The sequence below is a fragment of the Micromonospora sp. NPDC050695 genome, from assembly GCF_040654415.1.
Taxonomy (GTDB): Bacteria; Actinomycetota; Actinomycetes; order Mycobacteriales; family Micromonosporaceae; genus Micromonospora.
In genome coordinates this window covers 79,840-95,877 of sequence record NZ_JBFAHZ010000001.1, presented here as the reverse complement: position 1 = coordinate 95,877, position 16,038 = coordinate 79,840, and the positions used below count along the sequence as shown (strand labels likewise).

The following is a 16,038-nucleotide window of genomic DNA, read 5'->3' as shown; positions in this document are numbered from 1 at the left end:
CAGCGTAGGCGAGTGAGGGCCAGCGTCCACACGACGAAGCGCCCCGGCCGTGGGCCGGGGCGCTTCGCTCGAGGTGGTGGAGGTGCCGGGAATCGAACCCGGGTCCTTCGCCGGTTTGTCAGGGCTTCTCCGAGCGCAGCTCGCTGTGCCTCTACTCGGCCCCACCGCTCACGCGAGCAAGTTGGTGTGACGGGCCCAGTCGCTGATTGATCTCGCCGCACGGACCCCGCGACCGGGTCCGATTGGCCAGCCTTCTAGCTGATGCCGGCTACTGGGACGAAGGCGTTCCCAGGCCGACAGACTTAGCTACTCGCCTCAGGCGGCGAGAGCGAAGTCAGCGCGATTGTTCTTGGCGCTTATAAGTTTCCGACGACCGATTCTCGAGACGACGTCGGCTTCCTCGGCTCGCTTCCCCTGTCGCTGCGTACGAAGTCGAAACCAGTCACCCCCTCGACAGGCCACCGATGTGGCGGCACTGACAAGACTAACGCCTGCCGCAACGCCTTTCATCCCGAGGCCCGGGCCGGGCGGGCCGACCAGGACAAACGGGATGAATCAGTCGTCCATTCCCTTACCGCGTCGACCGGACACCCGGGCGATCTCCCGGTCCGCGTCCCGCTTGGCGAGGTCCTGACGCTTGTCGTACGACTTCTTGCCCTTGGCCAGGGCGATCTCCACCTTGGCCCAGCCGTCGGCGAAGTACACCTGCAACGGGACGATGGTGAAACCGCCCTCGCGGGTCTTGCCGACGAGCTTGTCGATCTCGACACGGTTGAGCAGCAGCTTGCGCGTACGCCGGGGCTCATGGTTGGTCCAGGTGCCCTGCGTGTACTCCGGGATGTGCATGGCGTGCAGGTACAACTCGCCGTCGCGCTCCTGGGCGAACGCGTCGACCAGCGACGCCCGCCCGGCCCGCAGCGACTTGACCTCGGTGCCGGTCAACGCCATGCCCGCCTCGTACGTGTCGAGGATCGAGTAGTCGTGGCGTGCCTTCTTGTTGGAGGCGACCACCTTGCGCCCCTTTTCCCGTGGCATCGGTGCCACCCCCTCTCCTGCGTCGTCCTCGGCCGGGGTCACCCCGGCCGGACAACCGATCATGTTACCTGAATGACAAGGACCCTCCCGCGCCGTTTATTTCCGGCCGCGGGAGGGTCCCCGGGAGACGACGGGACGACCCGTACGGTGCCTAGACCCGCAGGTAGAAGCGCAGGGTGATCCAGGCGGTGGCGGCGCTCACGAGGCCACCGACGCCGGCCATCAGCGGGAAGATGAACAGGATGTCACCCCAGCTGATCGGCGAGAGCAGGCCCTGCAACGCGCTGAGCGACCCGTCGAAGAGCAGATACTTCGCCGCGACGAGAGCGACCAGACCGAGCAGCGAGCCGATCAGGCCGGCCACGACGGCCTCCAGCACGAACGGCGCCTGGATGAACCAGTTGGACGCACCGACGAGCTTCATGACCGCCACCTCGCGCCGCTTGCTGTACGCGGCCACCTGAATGGTGTTCGCGACCAGCAGCAGGGCGGCGATCGCCATCACGATGGCCGCGGCCAGCGCGATGTTCTGGATCGAGGTGAGGATGTTGAAGATCTTGTCCAGCAGGCGGCTCTGGTCGACGATCTCGTCGACGCCCGCCGTGTCCTTGTACTGGTCGTAGATGTCCTTGTACTGCTCCGGGTTGTTCAGCTTGAGCCGGAACGACTCGGGCAGCTGGTCCGGCTTGACGGCGTTCACCAGGTCCGGAGCGTCCTGGTACATCTCCTTGAAGCGCTTGTACGCCTCGTCCTTGTTGACGTAAAGGACGTCCTTCACCAGAGGGTCGCCGTCGAGCTTGGTTTGCAGCTCTGTGCGCTCCTGCTCGCTCACCTCCTGGTTCAAGAAGATCGAGACTTCGATGTTCTTGTAGTAGAGGTCCTTCATGTCGTCGACCTGGCGGTACATGAGACCGCTGGCGCCGAGCATGGTCAGCGAGACCGCCATCGTGATGATCATCGCGATGGACATGGTCACGTTGCGCCACAGTCCGACCAGTACCTCGGACAGGACGTATTTCACGCGCATCGGGATTTCCTCCGGGTCTCCGGCATGAGGTGTTCGTCGTCAGGCTGCGCAGGGGTGGAGCGCCGGCTCACCCGTAGACGCCGCGGGCCTGGTCACGGACGATGCGACCGCTCTCGATCTCGACGACGCGGCGGCGCATCTGGTTCACGATGTTGGAGTCGTGGGTGACCATCACGACGGTCGTGCCGGTGCGGTTGATCCGGTCCAGCAGGCGCATGATCTCGATCGAGGTGTCCGGGTCCAGGTTTCCGGTGGGCTCGTCCGCCAGCAGGATCAGCGGACGGTTCACGAACGCCCGGGCGACGGCGACCCGCTGCTGCTCACCACCGGAGAGCTCGTGCGGGTAGCGGTGCTCCTTGCCACCGAGACCGACCAGCTCCAGCACCTCCGGCACGACCCGGCGGGCAACCGCCTTGGTCTTGCCGATCACCTCGAGAGCGAACGCCACGTTCTCGTAGGCGGTGCGGTTCGGCAGAAGCCGGAAGTCCTGGAAGACACAGCCGATCGAACGCCGGAAGTGGGGTCGCTTCCACGAGCGCATCGACGTGACGTCCTTGCCGTTGACGACGACGCGGCCCTTGTTGGGGGCGACCTCGTGCAGCAGCATCTTGATGATTGTGGACTTGCCGGAGCCGGATGGACCGATGAAGAAGACGAACTCGCCCTTCTCGATCGAGACGGACACGTTGTCGAGCGAAGGCCGGGACGCCTTCGGGTACGTCTTCGTCACTTGCTCAAGCTGAATCACGGGTGGTGAGTCTACGCGGTGTAACAACTGAGCCAAGCCCCACGCCCCACAGATCCGGCGCGCGTCGTCGAATCAGGCTTCTACCTGGAGATCGACGACGCGCTCCGCCCGCGAGCCGTCACGCACCGTCGCCAGCGAGCTGACGCTGCTTGCGCCAACGGATACCCGCCTCGATGAACCCGTCCAACTCGCCGTCGAAGACCGCGCTCGGATTGCCGGTCTCCTGCTCGGTTCGGAGATCCTTCACCATCTGATACGGGTGCAGGACGTAGGAGCGCATCTGGTCGCCCCACGAGCCGGCGGCGTTCTCCTTGAGCCCCTCCAGCTTGGCCTGCTCCTCCTGGCGCTTGCGCTCCAGCAGCCGGGCCTGCAGCACCCGCAGCGCGGACGCCTTGTTCTGCAGTTGGGACTTCTCGTTCTGGCAGGTCACCACGATGCCGGTCGGGATGTGGGTGAGTCGGACCGCCGAGTCGGTGGTGTTGACGCTCTGCCCACCGGGGCCGGAGGAGCGGTAGACGTCGACCCGTACCTCGTTCTCCGGGATGTCGATGTGGTCGGTCTGCTCGGTGACCGGCAGAACCTCGACGCCCGCGAAGCTGGTCTGCCGGCGGCCCTGGTTGTCGAACGGGCTGATCCGGACCAGGCGGTGCGTCCCCGACTCGACGCTGAGCGTCCCGTACGCGTAGGGCACCTTGACCGCGAAGGTGGCCGACTTGAGGCCCGCCTCCTCGGCGTACGAGGTTTCGTAGACCTCGGTCGGGTAGCCGTGGCGCTCCGCCCAGCGCAGGTACATCCGCAGCAGCATCTCGGCGAAGTCCGCCGCGTCCACGCCACCCGCACCAGCCCGGATGGCGACCAACGCCTCCCGGGAGTCGTACTCGCCGGAGAGCAGGGTGCGGACCTCCATCTCCTGGATCGACTTGGTCAACCCGGTGATCTCCGCCTCGACCTCGGTGAGCACACCCGGGTCGGATTCGGCCTCGGCCAGCTCCAGCAGCACCCGGGCGTCGTCGAGTTGGGCGCGCAGGCTGCCCAGCTTGCTGATCTCGCCGTTGACGTACGACAGCTGCGAGGTCACCTGCTGGGCCTTGGCCTGGTCGTCCCAGAGGTCAGGGGCGGACGCCTCCTGCTCAAGGCGGGCCTTGTCCTCGTGGAGACGGTCGATGTTGAGGACGGCCTCGATGTTTCGCAGGGTCGCGTCGAGTTCCTTGAGCTGTTCGGCGTAATCGGCAGCGGTCACGACAGACAAGCGTACTGTGCCGTAGGCAGCCCAGCTCGTCGCGTATGCGGGAACCCGCCGATCGTCACCCGACGGGGGCGGTTTTCAGCCACGACAGGGCCGCCCGGTGGTAGGCGACCGCGAACTCCAGCGCGCTGGCGTCGTAGGTCTCGCCGTCCCGTTTGGCGTTTTTGACCTGTTCGCGTACCTGGGCGAGAGCCTCCGTGTGGTACTCGTTGGCGGAGGCGTACAGGCCCTTCAACTGGCTGGCGGAGTGCAGGTTGCCGAAGGCCATCCGGAGCGCTATCGGGTTGCGGATGGTGTCCCGCCCCGGGTTTTCCGCCAGCCAACGAGAAAATGTCCGTTTCCCGCTGGCGGTGAGTGCGTACGGCTGGCTCATTCGCGGCCCCGGCTTGCCGAGCCGCACGAAACCCCGCTCCGCCAGCACCGGCAACTCGCGGTAGACCTGACTGCGGGTCATCGACCAGTACGGCGCCAGTCGGCGCTCAGCGGCGGCCATCAACTGGCCGCCTGTCATCGGGCCCTCGTGGAGGAGGCCGAGAAGGGCCGCCGCCGTAGGGTTGACTCCGGATTCCGCCATGGCCACTACGCTGCCACTTTGCGCACGCGGCGTCCAGGATTTGGCAGTTTGCCACCCGACAGGACTTCCTAAGTGCACTGTCGGCGGCAGACTGTCCGTTGAGGACTATCGATGAGTTGGGACGATCGGCCGACCGCCGGCGGCGCCACGCGCGCCGCCGGCGGGTCGTCGACGGTCAGCCCATGTGGGGGTACGTGTGGTCGGTCGGCGGCACGAACGTCTCCTTGATCGTGCGCGGCGACACCCAGCGGACCAGGTTCAGCCAGGAGCCCGCCTTGTCGTTGGTGCCACTGGCCCGGGCACCGCCGAAGGGCTGCTGCCCGACCACCGCGCCGGTCGGCTTGTCGTTGATGTAGAAGTTGCCGGCCGCGTACCGCATCCGCTCGGCGACCGCGTCGACCACCTGCCGGTCGGTGGCGAACACCGACCCGGTCAGCGCGTACGGGGCGATCGACTCGGCCTGCGCCACCACCTCGTCGAAGCGGGCGTCGTCGAACACGTGCACGCCCAGGATCGGCCCGAAGTACTCGGTCGTGAACGTCTCGTGCGCGGCGTCGCCGCACTCGAAGAGGGTCGGCCGGACGAAGTAGCCGACCGAGTCGTCGGCGGTGCCGCCGGCCAGCACCCGGCAGCTGTCGTCGCCGGCGATCAACTCCAGCGCGGCGGTGTGCCGGGCGAACGCCTTGTCGTCGATCACCGCACCGCCGAAGTTGCTGAAGTCGGCGACGTCACCGTAGGTCAACGAGTCGGTGGTCGCGGCCAGCCGATCACGCAGCCCACCCTCCCAGAGCGAACGCGGCACGTACGCCCGCGAGGCCGCCGAGCACTTCTGACCCTGGTACTCGTACGCGCCGCGGATGAGCGCGGTGTGCAGGGCGTCCACGTCGGCACTGGTGTGCGCGACCACGAAGTCCTTGCCGCCGGTCTCGCCGACCAGCCGCGGGTAGCCCCGGTAGCGGGCGATGTTCTCCCCGACGGTCCGCCACAACTGCTGGAAGACCTTCGTCGACCCGGTGAAGTGGATGCCGGCCAGGTCCGGGTCGGCGAGCACGACGTCGGAGACCTCCTCACCCCGGCCGGTGACCATGTTGATCACGCCGGGCGGGAGGCCGGCGGCCTCGAACAGGCGCATGGTGAAGTGCGCGGCGAACTGCTGGGTCGGGCCCGGCTTCCAGATCACCGTGTTGCCCAGCAGGGCCGGCGCCGACGGCAGGTTGCCGGCGATCGCGGTGAAATTGAACGGGGTGACCGCGTAGACGAAGCCCTCCAGCGGGCGGTGGTCGAAGCGGTTCCAGACGCCCGGCGACGACGCCGGCTGCTCCTCGAGCAGGCGCCGGGCGAAGTGCACGTTGAACCGCAGGAAGTCGATGAACTCGCAGGCCGAGTCGATCTCCGCCTGGATCGCGGTCTTCGACTGGCCGAGCATGGTGGCGGCGTTCAGGGTGTCGCGCCACGGGCCGGCGAGCAGCTCGGCGGCGCGCAGGAAGATCGCCGCGCGCTCCTCGAACGGCAGCGCCCGCCACATCGGGGCAGCGTCCTTGGCCGCCTTGATCGCGGCGCGGGCGTCGTCGTGGGTGGCGTGCCCGGTCACGCCCAGCACGTGCGCGTGCCTGTGCGGCTGCACCACGTTGATCGGATCGCCGGCGGCCATCCGCTGCTCGCCGCCGATGGTCATCGGCAGGTCGACGCGCTCCGCAGCCAGCTCGGTCAGCCGCCGCTGGAGCCGCTCCCGGTCGGTGCTGCCCGGCTCGTAGTTACGAACCGGCTCGTTGCGCGGCTCGGGTACGGAGAACACGGCATCCATCAAGGCTCCTGGCGATCTCGACAGCAGTGGCGAAACCGGACCCGCGGGCACCGACCGGACGGCCGGACACCGGACGCCGCACGGGAGGGCCGAGCAGCGGCGGGACCTCCCAGGATTCTCCCATGCGAGGCCACCCGCTCCACCTGGGCCACCTCCCTGGGCCAAGGACCGGCCCACCCCTTCTCTCCTTACCGATCGGGCTCGATCCGACGATCCGCCCCTGCGTCGGGTAGCCGCCCACACCGGACGCCGGGTGGCCGGCCCACACCGGACGCCGGGTGGCCGGCCGACGCTGGACGCCGGGCAGCCCGGCCGGCACGCCGAGGGCTCCCAGCCGGCGCGGACCGTCCCGGGGCGACGGACTGGCCCGCGGGCCCGCGTACCCTGAGTGGTCGGTGACCTGCCGCGTCGAAGGGAAGACGATGACCAAGCAGCCCGGCCGCGTCACGGCCGCGGAGTCGAACGAAGCGGCGGTCGATGCGGCCATCCCCAACGGCCGTCCGGCACCCGCCCCCGGCGCTGCGGTGCTCGCGCTGCTGGCGCTGGGCTGGCTGACCGCCATGCTCTGGTCGACCCGGGAGGCCATCACCTCGGCCTCGGCCGGGATCACCGCGATCAGCCTCTCCGCGTTCGCCCTGCCCGGCGTGATCTCGGCCGCGCTGGTGGCCGGGGCGGCCATGGCGCTGGCCGGCGGCAACCTGCTGGCCCGCCGCTACGGCGACTGGGTCACCCTGCGCTTCGTCGGGGCGATCGGCGTCGGAATGGTGGTCGGGCTGGCCGCCGCGCTGGCGATCAACCTGACCTACTTCGACACCTCGATCACCAACGTGATCGCCGGCACCACCGCCGCCGCCGCGGTCATCGGTGGTGCGATCGCCGGCGCGCGCTCGGCCCCGACGGTCGGCGCCGTGGTGACCGCCGCCCTGGGCACCCTGCTCTTCGTGGTGGCGTTCAGCCAGGCCCGGGACCCGCTGTTCGACCTCTTCGGCGCGGGCGACAGCCAGGAGTCGATGGTCAACGCGGCAAAGTGGGTGTCGCGTACCGAATCGCTCGTCGCCGGACTGCTCGCCGGACTGCTCGCCTTCGGCTACCTGACCTGGGCACGCCGGCGGGTCGTCCGCCGCGATCCGGCGACGCCCGCGCCGCGCTGGCCGGCGTACCTGCTCGCCGGCGCCGGGCCGGGGCTGCTCCTGCTGGTCGCCGAGGTGATCATCCGGATCGGCGGCCGGTCACTGCTGGACCTGGCCAGCGCGCTCAGCGAGGCGGACGCGGTGGCGCAGACCTCGCTGGGCACCTCGCGGGTGGACAACGGCATCTGGGTGCTCTTCGTGGGCGCGCTGACCGCGCTCATCGCGTTCGGCCGCACACTCGGGCCGGCGCACACCGACGACGAACCCGCCGACTCCCCCACCGACGCGGGCGAGGTCGACGCCGTCGAAACGGACCCGGCGCGCTGACCGACGGCCGGCTCAGCTGGCCGCGTGCAGCAGCAGGTCCAGTTCCGTCACGTCGTACCACTCCAGCTCGTGGTCCTCGGCGCCGTCGACGGTGAACTGGGCGTCCGGGTCACCGGCGGCGGCCTCGGCCACCACGTCGGCCGCCGCGGCGACCTCCTCGGCGGCGTCCGCGCCGTCCACGTGGATCGCCGCCACGGCACCGACCGGCACGACGTCGGCCAACGTCACCGTGCTGGATCCCAGCTCGCCGTCGCCCCGCCCGAGCGCGGCCGGCGGCAGGTCGGCCGAGACGACCACCCGGCGGCGAGGTGCGCTCGGGTCGTCCCGGAGCAGGTGCAGCGCGTCCTGGGCGGCCCGGGTGAACGCGACGTACTCCAGCTCCTCCTCGTCGCCCTCGGCGTACCACTCGCGCAGCGCCGGGGTCACGGCGTGCGCCTGGTCGGCGCTCAGGCCCTGCTCACGCAGCCGGGCCAGCATCGGTACGGTCGCCGCTACGTACACCCGGACAAGCTCGTGGTTCACCGGTCGTCTCCCCGCTCGGTCCTGCGCCGGCGGCCGCCGGCACGGGCGCAGATCATGCCGCACGCCGTGACCGTCATACACCGCACCTCCGGTCGGCGGAAGCTCCCCGCCGGTGTGTCCGCCGACGCCGGTCCGGGACCGGTGCTGTTACGGTGCTGGGCGGTCGGCGCTGTCGGTGGCAAACTGAGCCAAACGACATCAACCCCGGGAGTTTCTGTGGAGCCCAGGTTCCTGCTGCTGTCCGACGTCGCCACCGAGCTGAACGTGTCGGACTCGCAGGTCTACCACATGGTGCGCAGCGGAGAGTTGCCGGCGATCAAGATCGGTGGGCGCGGCCAGTGGCGTGTCGAGCGCGCTCGACTGGAGGAGTACATAGCCCGCAAGTACGACGAGACCGCCGAGTGGGTGCAGAGCAATCCCCTGGTCGACCGCGATCCGGAGTAAGAATCCACTCCGTCTCACCGATGTCGCGGTATCCGCGCGGCCTGGACAACCCGCCACTGGCGAAACGACGCGGATCACGCGCTGCGACGGCGCGTCCCTCCCCACTGTTGCCATTGACCCCGGTGCCGCCCATCGCTCACAATCTATGGTGTCGGAGGCAAACGAAGGCAAACGCAAGATCGAGAGGGCTGCGATGAGTGAGCGTCCGTCCCGACCACCCGTACGGCTGCGCCCCGCCCCACCCATCGATCCGCCGTACACCGACGAGGCCGACGGAGCGTACTGGCCGGCGCCGACCCACGGCCAGCTCGCCCTCGACCTGTTCGCCGCGTCCCGACAGGACCAGGCCCGACCGCCGGAGCGCCGCCGCTCGCTGCGTCCGGTGCCGGGTCGGCCCGCCGGCCACCCGGGTGCGCCGCTGCCGTCCGCGACGGTCTCCGAGGCGACCCGGGCCGCGCACCGCTTCGTCAGCACGTGTCTGGAGGCGGTCAACGGTTACCGCTCGCCCGCACAGGTCCGGCCACTGCTCGACCCGACCCGGTCCGGCGACCTGCTGATCGAACTGGCACGGGCGTCCGGGCGGGCCGGGACGCCCCGCCGCCGCGGTACGAGGCCGCTGGCCCGGCTGCTCCGTCTTCGCGTCTGTGAACCTCGGGACGCGGCGGTGGAGGCCGCCGCCGTGTTCACCGGCGACGGCGGGCGGAGCTGGGCAATGGCGCTCCGCCTGGAGCACCGCCGAGGCCGCTGGCTCTGCACCGCCCTACACGTCCTCTGACCGCCCGCCGCCACGGCCAGCACCCCGGCCGACGGGCCCTTCGAGAGCCCTCCGACGCGGGCACTTCTCAAGCGGCCGACACCGACGCGGGGCCAGTCGGCGAGGCCGGGCCGGGCCGGGCGCGCGAGGCTGGAGACGCCGACGGGCCCCGGCCAGATCGGCCGGGGCCCGTCGGGACTGCTGTCGGTCAGTTGCCGCCGTTGGGGGCGCCGTGGCAGCGCTTGTACTTGCGGCCCGAGCCACACGGGCACGGCGCGTTGCGCGACGGGCCGTTGCCGGCGTCCGCCTGGTTCGGCGCTGGACGTCGGGAGCCGGCGGTCGGGAGCGCCGGGCCACGCAGCCCGGAGGCCGGCCGCTGCGGGGCGGACGGTGCGGTCTGCCCCGGCGCCGCCGGTGCAGCCTGGGCCGGACGGCCCACACCGAGCGCGGGCGCCTGCTGCTCGGCCTGCTCGACCGCCACCGCACCCGGGCTGGCCTCACCGTCGATGGTGGGGGCCGAGTATTGCAGGCCCTGGCGCTGCGGGGCGCGGTTGAGACCCTTGGCCCGGATCTCCACCGGCTTGTCGAGCAGCGTGACCTCCTCCGACTCCGCGGGTTCCGGCTCGGTCACCTGGACGTCCACGTTGTAGAGGAAGCCGACCGTCTCCTCCTTGATGCCGTCCATCATGGTGGCGAACATGTCGAAGCCCTCGCGCTGGTACTCCACCACGGGGTCACGCTGGGCGTACGCCCGGAGGTTGATGCCCTCCTGGAGGTAGTCCATCTCGTAGAGGTGCTCGCGCCACTTGCGGTCGATGACCTGCAGCAGCACCATCCGCTCGAGCTGGCGCACACCCTCGGTGCCGAGTTGCTCCTCGCGGCGGTCGTACGCGGCGTTCGCGTCCTCCTTGAGGCGGGCGACCAGGAAGTCGGCATCCATGCCGGCCCGGGAGCCGCCGGCGTCCTCCTCCAGCTCCTCGATCGTCACGCCGACCGGGTAGAGCTGCTTGAGGCTGGACCAGAGCTGCTCCAGGTCCCAGTCCTCGCCGTAGCCCTCGGAGGTGGCACCCCGCACGTACGCCTCGACGGTGTCGTCGATCATGTTGCGGACCTGGTCGGACAGGTCCTCACCGTTGAGCACCCGCAGCCGCTCGGCGTAGACGACCTGGCGCTGCTTGTTGAGCACCTCGTCGTACTTCAGCACGTTCTTGCGGATCTCGGCGTTCTGGCCCTCGATCTGGGCCTGGGCGCTCTTGATCTGGCGGGTGACCATCTTCGACTCGATGGGCACGTCCTCCGGGATGTTGAAGCGCTCCATCACCGCCTCGACCGCGCCGGCCCGGAAGCGCCGCATCAGCTCGTCCTGCAGCGACAGGTAGAAGCGGGACTCGCCCGGGTCGCCCTGCCGGCCGGCGCGACCGCGCAGCTGGTTGTCGATCCGACGGGACTCGTGCCGCTCGGTGCCCAGCACGTACAGGCCACCGGCGGCGGAGACCTCGTCCGCCTCGGCGTCGCAGGCCTGCTTCCAGGTGGGCAGGACCTCCTCCATCGCCTTGGCGTACTCCTCCTCGTTTTCCAGCGGGTCGAGACCGCGCTGGCGCAGGTCGTTGGCCGCGAGGAACTCGGGGTTGCCGCCGAGCAGGATGTCGGTGCCGCGGCCGGCCATGTTGGTCGCCACGGTGACCGCGCCCTTACGCCCGGCCTGGGCGACGATCTCGGCCTCCCGGGCGTGGAACTTGGCGTTCAGCACGTTGTGCGGGATGCCGCGGCGGCGCAGCAGCTGGGAGAGGATCTCCGAGTTTTCCACCGAGACGGTGCCGACCAGCACCGGCTGGCCCAGCTGGTGCCGCTCGGCGATGTCCTCGATGACGGCGTTGAACTTGGCCTTCTCGGTCTTGTAGATGACGTCCGGCCGGTCCTCGCGGACCATCGGGCGGTGCGTCGGGATGCTCACGACGCCGACCTTGTAGACCTTGTTGAACTCGCTCGCCTCGGTCTGCGCCGTACCGGTCATCCCGGACAGCTTGTTGTAGAGGCGGAAGTAGTTCTGGAGGGTGATGGTGGCCAGGGTCTGGTTCTCCTGCTTGATCTCCACCCCCTCCTTGGCCTCGATCGCCTGGTGCATGCCCTCGTTGTAGCGACGACCGTGCAGGATGCGACCGGTGAACTCGTCGACGATCAGGACCTCACCGTCGCTGACGATGTAGTCCTTGTCGCGCTTGTACAGCTCCTTGGCCTTGATGGCGTTGTTGAGGTAGCCGACCAGCGGAGTGTTCACCGACTCGTACAGGTTGTCGATGCCGAGCCGGTCCTCGACCTTGGCGACACCGCGCTCGGTCACCGCGATGGTGCGCTTGGAGTGGTCGACCTCGTAGTCGCCCTCGCCGTCGGTGCCGGGCTGGAGCCGGGCCACCACGCCGGCGAACTCGCCGTACCAGCGGGCCGAGTGTTCGGCCGGACCGGAGATGATCAGCGGGGTACGGGCCTCGTCGATCAGGATCGAGTCGACCTCGTCGACCACCGCGAAGTTGTGGCCGCGCTGGACCAGTTCGTCCTTCGACCAGGCCATGTTGTCGCGGAGGTAGTCGAAGCCGAACTCGTTGTTGGTGCCGTAGGTGATGTCGCACTCGTAGGCGGCCTTGTGCTCGCTGGCCGGCCGGTTGGGCAGCACCACGCCGACGGTCAGCCCGAGGAACTCGTGCACCCGGCCCATCCAGGCCGCGTCGCGCTGGGCGAGGTAGTCGTTGACGGTGACCACGTGCACGCCGTCGCCGGAGAGCGCGTTGAGGTAGACGGCCATGACCGAGGTCAGCGTCTTGCCCTCACCGGTCTTCATCTCGGCGATGTTGCCGAAGTGCAGCGCCGCTCCACCCATCACCTGGACGTCGTACGGCCGCTGGCCGAGCACCCGGGCGGCCGCCTCGCGGGCCACGGCGAACGCCTCCGGCAGCAGGTCGTCGAGGGTCTCGCCGTCGGCGAGCCGCTCCCGGAACTGCTCGGTCATGCCGCGCAGCTCCTCGTCGGTGAGGTTGACGTAGTCGTCCTCGATCGAGCTGACGGCATTGGCGATGGCCTTGAGCCGGCGCACCATGCGGCCTTCGCCCGCGTTAAGGACCTTTTCCAGAATCGACACGGATCAACGCTCCCCTAGACAGTCTCGAACCATCGTAGGCGCTCCATCGGCGCCATGGTCACTGGTGGCGGTGGTCCGTCACACCGAACCCGACATAAGTCACGTCCTGGCCGTGCGCTGGACGTTATCCGGTTACGCCGTCGGCGAACGTTCCGGCACGATGCACGAGTGGAGCCCGTGGAGATCATCGAGGACGGCGTGCTGCTGCGCCCCTGGCAGGAGGCCGACGCCGACGCCGTACACCGAGCGTGCCAGGATCCGGACATTCAGCACTGGACGAGCGTACCGCGCCCATATCGGCCCGAACACGCTCACGGCTTCGTCACCGAGCTGAGCGGACGGGCCTGGACGGAGGGCACCGGCGCACCGTTCGCGGTCTGCGATCCGGCCTCCGGCGAGCTGCTCGGCTCGTGCGGTCTGGTCTCCATCGACGGTGCCGGCACCGGCGAGGTCGGTTACTGGACGGCCCCGTGGGCGCGGGGCCGGGGGGTGAGCGTCCGGGCGACCCGGGCCGTGGCCCGCTGGTCGTTCGGGACGCTCGGGCTGAGCCGACTGCTCTGGCGGGCCGAGGTGGGTAATCACGCCTCCCGCCTGGTCGCGCTCCGGGCCGGCTTCCGGATCGACGGCCGGCTGCGGCTCTCCCCACCAGCGTCGGACGGCTGGGTCGGCTCGCTGCTGCCCGGCGAGGTGCCCGAGCCGGGGTCGACCGGGCCGGCCGGAGCGGGCACCCTGGCCGCCCGACGGGCCGCCGTCTTCGGCCGCCCGCAGCCGACCCTCTTCGCCACCGCCGGCGCCGGCGAGCTGCGGTTGCGGCCGATGGAGGCAAAGGATCTGGACGCCGTGGTGCGGGCCTGCCAGGACCCGGAGAGCGTCCGCTGGACCACCGTGCCGGACCCGTACGACCATGCCGACGCGCAGTGGTACCAGGGATACGGTCGAGAGCTCTGGGCGCGCGGCGACGCCGCGTGTTTCGCGATCGCCGACCCGGACGACCGGTACGCCGGCACCATCGACCTGCGGCTCTCCCCCGGCGATCCGTTGCTGGCCGACGTGGGGTTCATGACCGCCCCGGAGGTCCGGGGTCGGGGCTACATGCCGGCCGCGTTGCTCGCGCTGAGCGCCTGGGGCTTCACCGCCCTGGGCCTGGCCCGAATCGAGTGGAAGGCGAACGTGGGCAACACGGCCTCCCGCCGGGTCGCGGACAAGGCGGGCTTCACGTTCGAGGGGGTCGCCCGGGGTGGCGTGCCGCACCGGGGTGAGCGGGCCGACGTCTGGATCGCCGCGCTGCTGGCCGAGGATCTGGCATGACGCCGCAGGAGGTCGTCGAGGCGCACGGGGTGCGGCTGCGGCCGTTTCGCCCCGAGGACACGGCCGACGTGGTCGACGGCCTGGCCGACCCGGTCAGCCAGCGGTTCATGACGGGCCTGTCGGCCCCGTACACCGAGGTCGACGCCCGCCGGTGGATCGACGCCGGGGCCCCGGCGGCCTGGGCCGGCGGCGGCGCCGCGTACGCGGTCGCCGACCCGGCCACCGACCGCCTGCTCGGCACGGTGGGTCTCAGCAATCCGGTGCCCGCGCGAGGCCAGGCCGAGATCGGCTACTGGGTACGGCCGTCGGCGCGCGGACGCGGCGTCGCCGCGGCGGCGACCCGCGCGTTGAGCGAACACGCGTTCGCCACCGGAACCGTCCGGCTGGAGCTGCTCACCAACCCGGCGAATGCCCCCAGCCAGCGTGTCGCACTGGCCGCCGGCTTCCACTACGAGGGCTCGCGCCGGTCGGCCGGGTCCGGCCGCGGCGGCGACCGGCACGATCTGCTGGCCTGGGTACGCCTCGCCGACGATCCGCCCGGCCCGGCCGCCCGGCTGCTGCCCGACCTACCCGGCGGGGTGCTCACCGATCAGGTGGTTACCCTGCGCCGGCTGGCGCCCGAGGACGCGGAGCTGATGTACCGGCTGCACAGCCGGCCCGAGGTCGTCGCCAACCAGGCGCCGCCGGTACCGCCGACGCGGGAGGCGATCGAGCGGCGCTGCCGGCTCGCGGAGAGCGGGTGGCTGACCGGTGACATCGCCCGGTTGCTGATCACCGACGTGGCCAGCGGCGAGCCGGTGGGCAGCTGCGGGTTGTCGTACACCGACGTGGCGCGGGGCGAGGCGTCGGTGGGCTACGCGCTGCTCCCCGACTGGCGGGGCCGGGGGTACGCCACCCGGGCGGTCCGGCTGATCGCGGCCTGGGCGTTCGGCTCGGCCGGAGTCGCCCGGCTGACCGCCGGCACCGTGCCGGACAACACCGCCTCGCACCGGGTGCTGGAGCGGACCGGCTTCCACCGGGAGGCCCTGCACCGCGCGAGTCTCCCCGGCCTGGCCGGGGGCCGCCTGGACGACCTCACCTTCGCGCTGCTGCCCGCCGACCTCCGGTGACGCCGGATCATGGAGTTGTGGTGGTCGCCCACCACAACTCCATGATCGACATGGCTCCGCGACCGGTCAGGTGGCGAGGGAGATGATCCCGTAGTCGTAGGCGTGGCGCCGGTAGACGACGCTGGGGCGGCCGGACTCCTTGTCCTGGAACAGGTAGAAGTCGTGGCCGACCAGTTCCATCTCGAACAACGCGTCGTCGATCGTCATCGGCTCCGCCGGGTGCACCTTCTCCCGGGCGATGTGCCACGGCTGCCGGTCGTCGCCCTCATCGTCGACCCGCTCCGCGACGGCGGTGCCGGCGCGGGCGCCGTCACCCGGCGCGCTGAGCGGAGCGGCCACCAGGTCCGCGACCGGTAGGCCAGCGGTGGCGGCGGCGACGGAGATCGGCGCGTGCCGACCCCGGTGTACGCGGCGGCGATCGGCCGCGCGACGCAGCCGGGTGTCGAGCTTCGCGATAGCGGCGTCGAGTGCGCTGTAGAAGTCGTTCGTGCAGGCCTCGGCCCTCATCACCGGGCCGCGGGAAATGCAGGTGATCTCCACCCGCTGGCAGTGGTCGGCTTGGCGCGGATTGCGCTCGTGAAACAGCTCGACATCGACACGAATCAGTTTGTGATCGTAGCGTTCGATCTTTGCGAGTTTCTCGGCTACGTGTACCCGGTAATGGTCCGGCACTTCGACGTTACGGCCCTTGACCACGATGTCCACGTGACCTCCCTTGTTCGGATGGTCTTCGATCCGGTAACCCGGTCGCGCGCCGTGGGAGACCCGCTGGCGTCGACCGGTCAGTACGGCTACGCCTCCTCTCACCGCCGGGGGCGGGTGGAACGACCTCCTACCCCCGACAGCAAAACGCTAACGCCTGTTTGCCCGGCAGTCA

Annotated in this window: 14 protein-coding genes and 1 other RNA gene; 5 read left to right on the top strand and 10 right to left on the bottom strand. The window is 70.2% G+C overall.

What is annotated here, in order from left to right; translation table 11 throughout:
- Positions 1–74 precede the first annotated feature (74 nt).
- The 7 genes from ssrA to pruA all read right to left on the bottom strand — a co-directional run bounded on the left by ssrA (position 75) and on the right by pruA (position 6,434).
- Positions 75–450, bottom strand: a transfer-messenger RNA (tmRNA) gene (ssrA, locus tag AB0H52_RS00435).
- Positions 451–555: 105 nt separating this feature from the next.
- Complete coding sequence (gene smpB / locus AB0H52_RS00430) at positions 556–1,035, bottom strand: SsrA-binding protein SmpB (RefSeq protein ID WP_151487624.1); 480 nt, start codon at positions 1,033–1,035, stop codon at positions 556–558.
- A 151-nt stretch (positions 1,036–1,186) separates the two neighbouring features.
- Positions 1,187–2,062 (bottom strand): permease-like cell division protein FtsX, encoded by an 876-nt coding sequence (gene ftsX, locus AB0H52_RS00425; protein ID WP_151487625.1) that lies wholly within the window; start codon positions 2,060–2,062, stop codon positions 1,187–1,189.
- A gap of 67 nt (positions 2,063–2,129) precedes the next feature.
- A complete protein-coding gene (ftsE, locus tag AB0H52_RS00420) occupies positions 2,130–2,810 on the bottom strand; it encodes a cell division ATP-binding protein FtsE (protein ID WP_030331491.1) in 681 nt (226 codons plus the stop codon).
- Between the two features lie 118 nt (positions 2,811–2,928).
- The gene (prfB, locus tag AB0H52_RS00415; protein WP_151487626.1) at positions 2,929–4,050 is read right to left on the bottom strand and encodes a peptide chain release factor 2; all 1,122 of its coding nucleotides are present in this window, start codon (positions 4,048–4,050) and stop codon (positions 2,929–2,931) included.
- A gap of 64 nt (positions 4,051–4,114) precedes the next feature.
- Positions 4,115–4,630, bottom strand: a complete 516-nt coding sequence (locus AB0H52_RS00410) for a PadR family transcriptional regulator (protein WP_151487627.1) — start codon at positions 4,628–4,630, stop codon at positions 4,115–4,117.
- Positions 4,631–4,805: 175 nt separating this feature from the next.
- Positions 4,806–6,434 carry an L-glutamate gamma-semialdehyde dehydrogenase gene (pruA, locus tag AB0H52_RS00405; protein WP_151487628.1) on the bottom strand — a complete coding sequence of 543 codons (1,629 nt, stop codon included), beginning with the start codon at positions 6,432–6,434 and terminating at the stop codon, positions 4,806–4,808.
- A gap of 422 nt (positions 6,435–6,856) precedes the next feature.
- Here pruA and AB0H52_RS00400 point away from each other — a divergent pair, with 422 nt between their 5' ends.
- Complete coding sequence (locus AB0H52_RS00400; protein WP_151487629.1) at positions 6,857–7,891, top strand: hypothetical protein; 1,035 nt, start codon at positions 6,857–6,859, stop codon at positions 7,889–7,891.
- 12 nt (positions 7,892–7,903) lie between these two features.
- On the opposite strand, the gene AB0H52_RS00395 is transcribed toward AB0H52_RS00400, so the two are convergent.
- Positions 7,904–8,413, bottom strand: coding sequence for a hypothetical protein (locus AB0H52_RS00395; protein WP_151487630.1), 510 nt, complete (start codon positions 8,411–8,413; stop codon positions 7,904–7,906).
- A gap of 216 nt (positions 8,414–8,629) precedes the next feature.
- Here AB0H52_RS00395 and AB0H52_RS00390 point away from each other — a divergent pair, with 216 nt between their 5' ends.
- Positions 8,630–8,857 carry a helix-turn-helix domain-containing protein gene (locus tag AB0H52_RS00390; protein ID WP_088946326.1) on the top strand — a complete coding sequence of 76 codons (228 nt, stop codon included), beginning with the start codon at positions 8,630–8,632 and terminating at the stop codon, positions 8,855–8,857.
- Between the two features lie 193 nt (positions 8,858–9,050).
- Positions 9,051–9,632, top strand: a complete 582-nt coding sequence (locus AB0H52_RS00385; protein ID WP_151487631.1) for an Rv3235 family protein — start codon at positions 9,051–9,053, stop codon at positions 9,630–9,632.
- Between the two features lie 187 nt (positions 9,633–9,819).
- Here AB0H52_RS00385 and secA read toward each other — a convergent pair whose 3' ends face one another.
- Positions 9,820–12,744, bottom strand: coding sequence for a preprotein translocase subunit SecA (gene secA / locus AB0H52_RS00380; RefSeq protein ID WP_151487632.1), 2,925 nt, complete (start codon positions 12,742–12,744; stop codon positions 9,820–9,822).
- A 168-nt stretch (positions 12,745–12,912) separates the two neighbouring features.
- Between secA and AB0H52_RS00375 the strand changes: the two genes are divergently transcribed.
- Both AB0H52_RS00375 and AB0H52_RS00370 read left to right on the top strand, forming a co-directional pair.
- Entirely contained in the window at positions 12,913–14,052 is a 1,140-nt protein-coding gene (locus tag AB0H52_RS00375) for a GNAT family N-acetyltransferase (RefSeq protein ID WP_357944244.1), read from the top strand.
- The gene (locus AB0H52_RS00370) at positions 14,049–15,161 is read left to right on the top strand and encodes a GNAT family N-acetyltransferase (protein ID WP_357944242.1); all 1,113 of its coding nucleotides are present in this window, start codon (positions 14,049–14,051) and stop codon (positions 15,159–15,161) included. Before AB0H52_RS00375 ends, AB0H52_RS00370 begins: the two co-directional genes overlap by 4 nt.
- A 66-nt stretch (positions 15,162–15,227) precedes the next feature.
- On the opposite strand, the gene raiA is transcribed toward AB0H52_RS00370, so the two are convergent.
- Entirely contained in the window at positions 15,228–15,866 is a 639-nt protein-coding gene (raiA, locus tag AB0H52_RS00365; protein ID WP_151487635.1) for a ribosome-associated translation inhibitor RaiA, read from the bottom strand.
- Positions 15,867–16,038 lie beyond the last annotated feature (172 nt).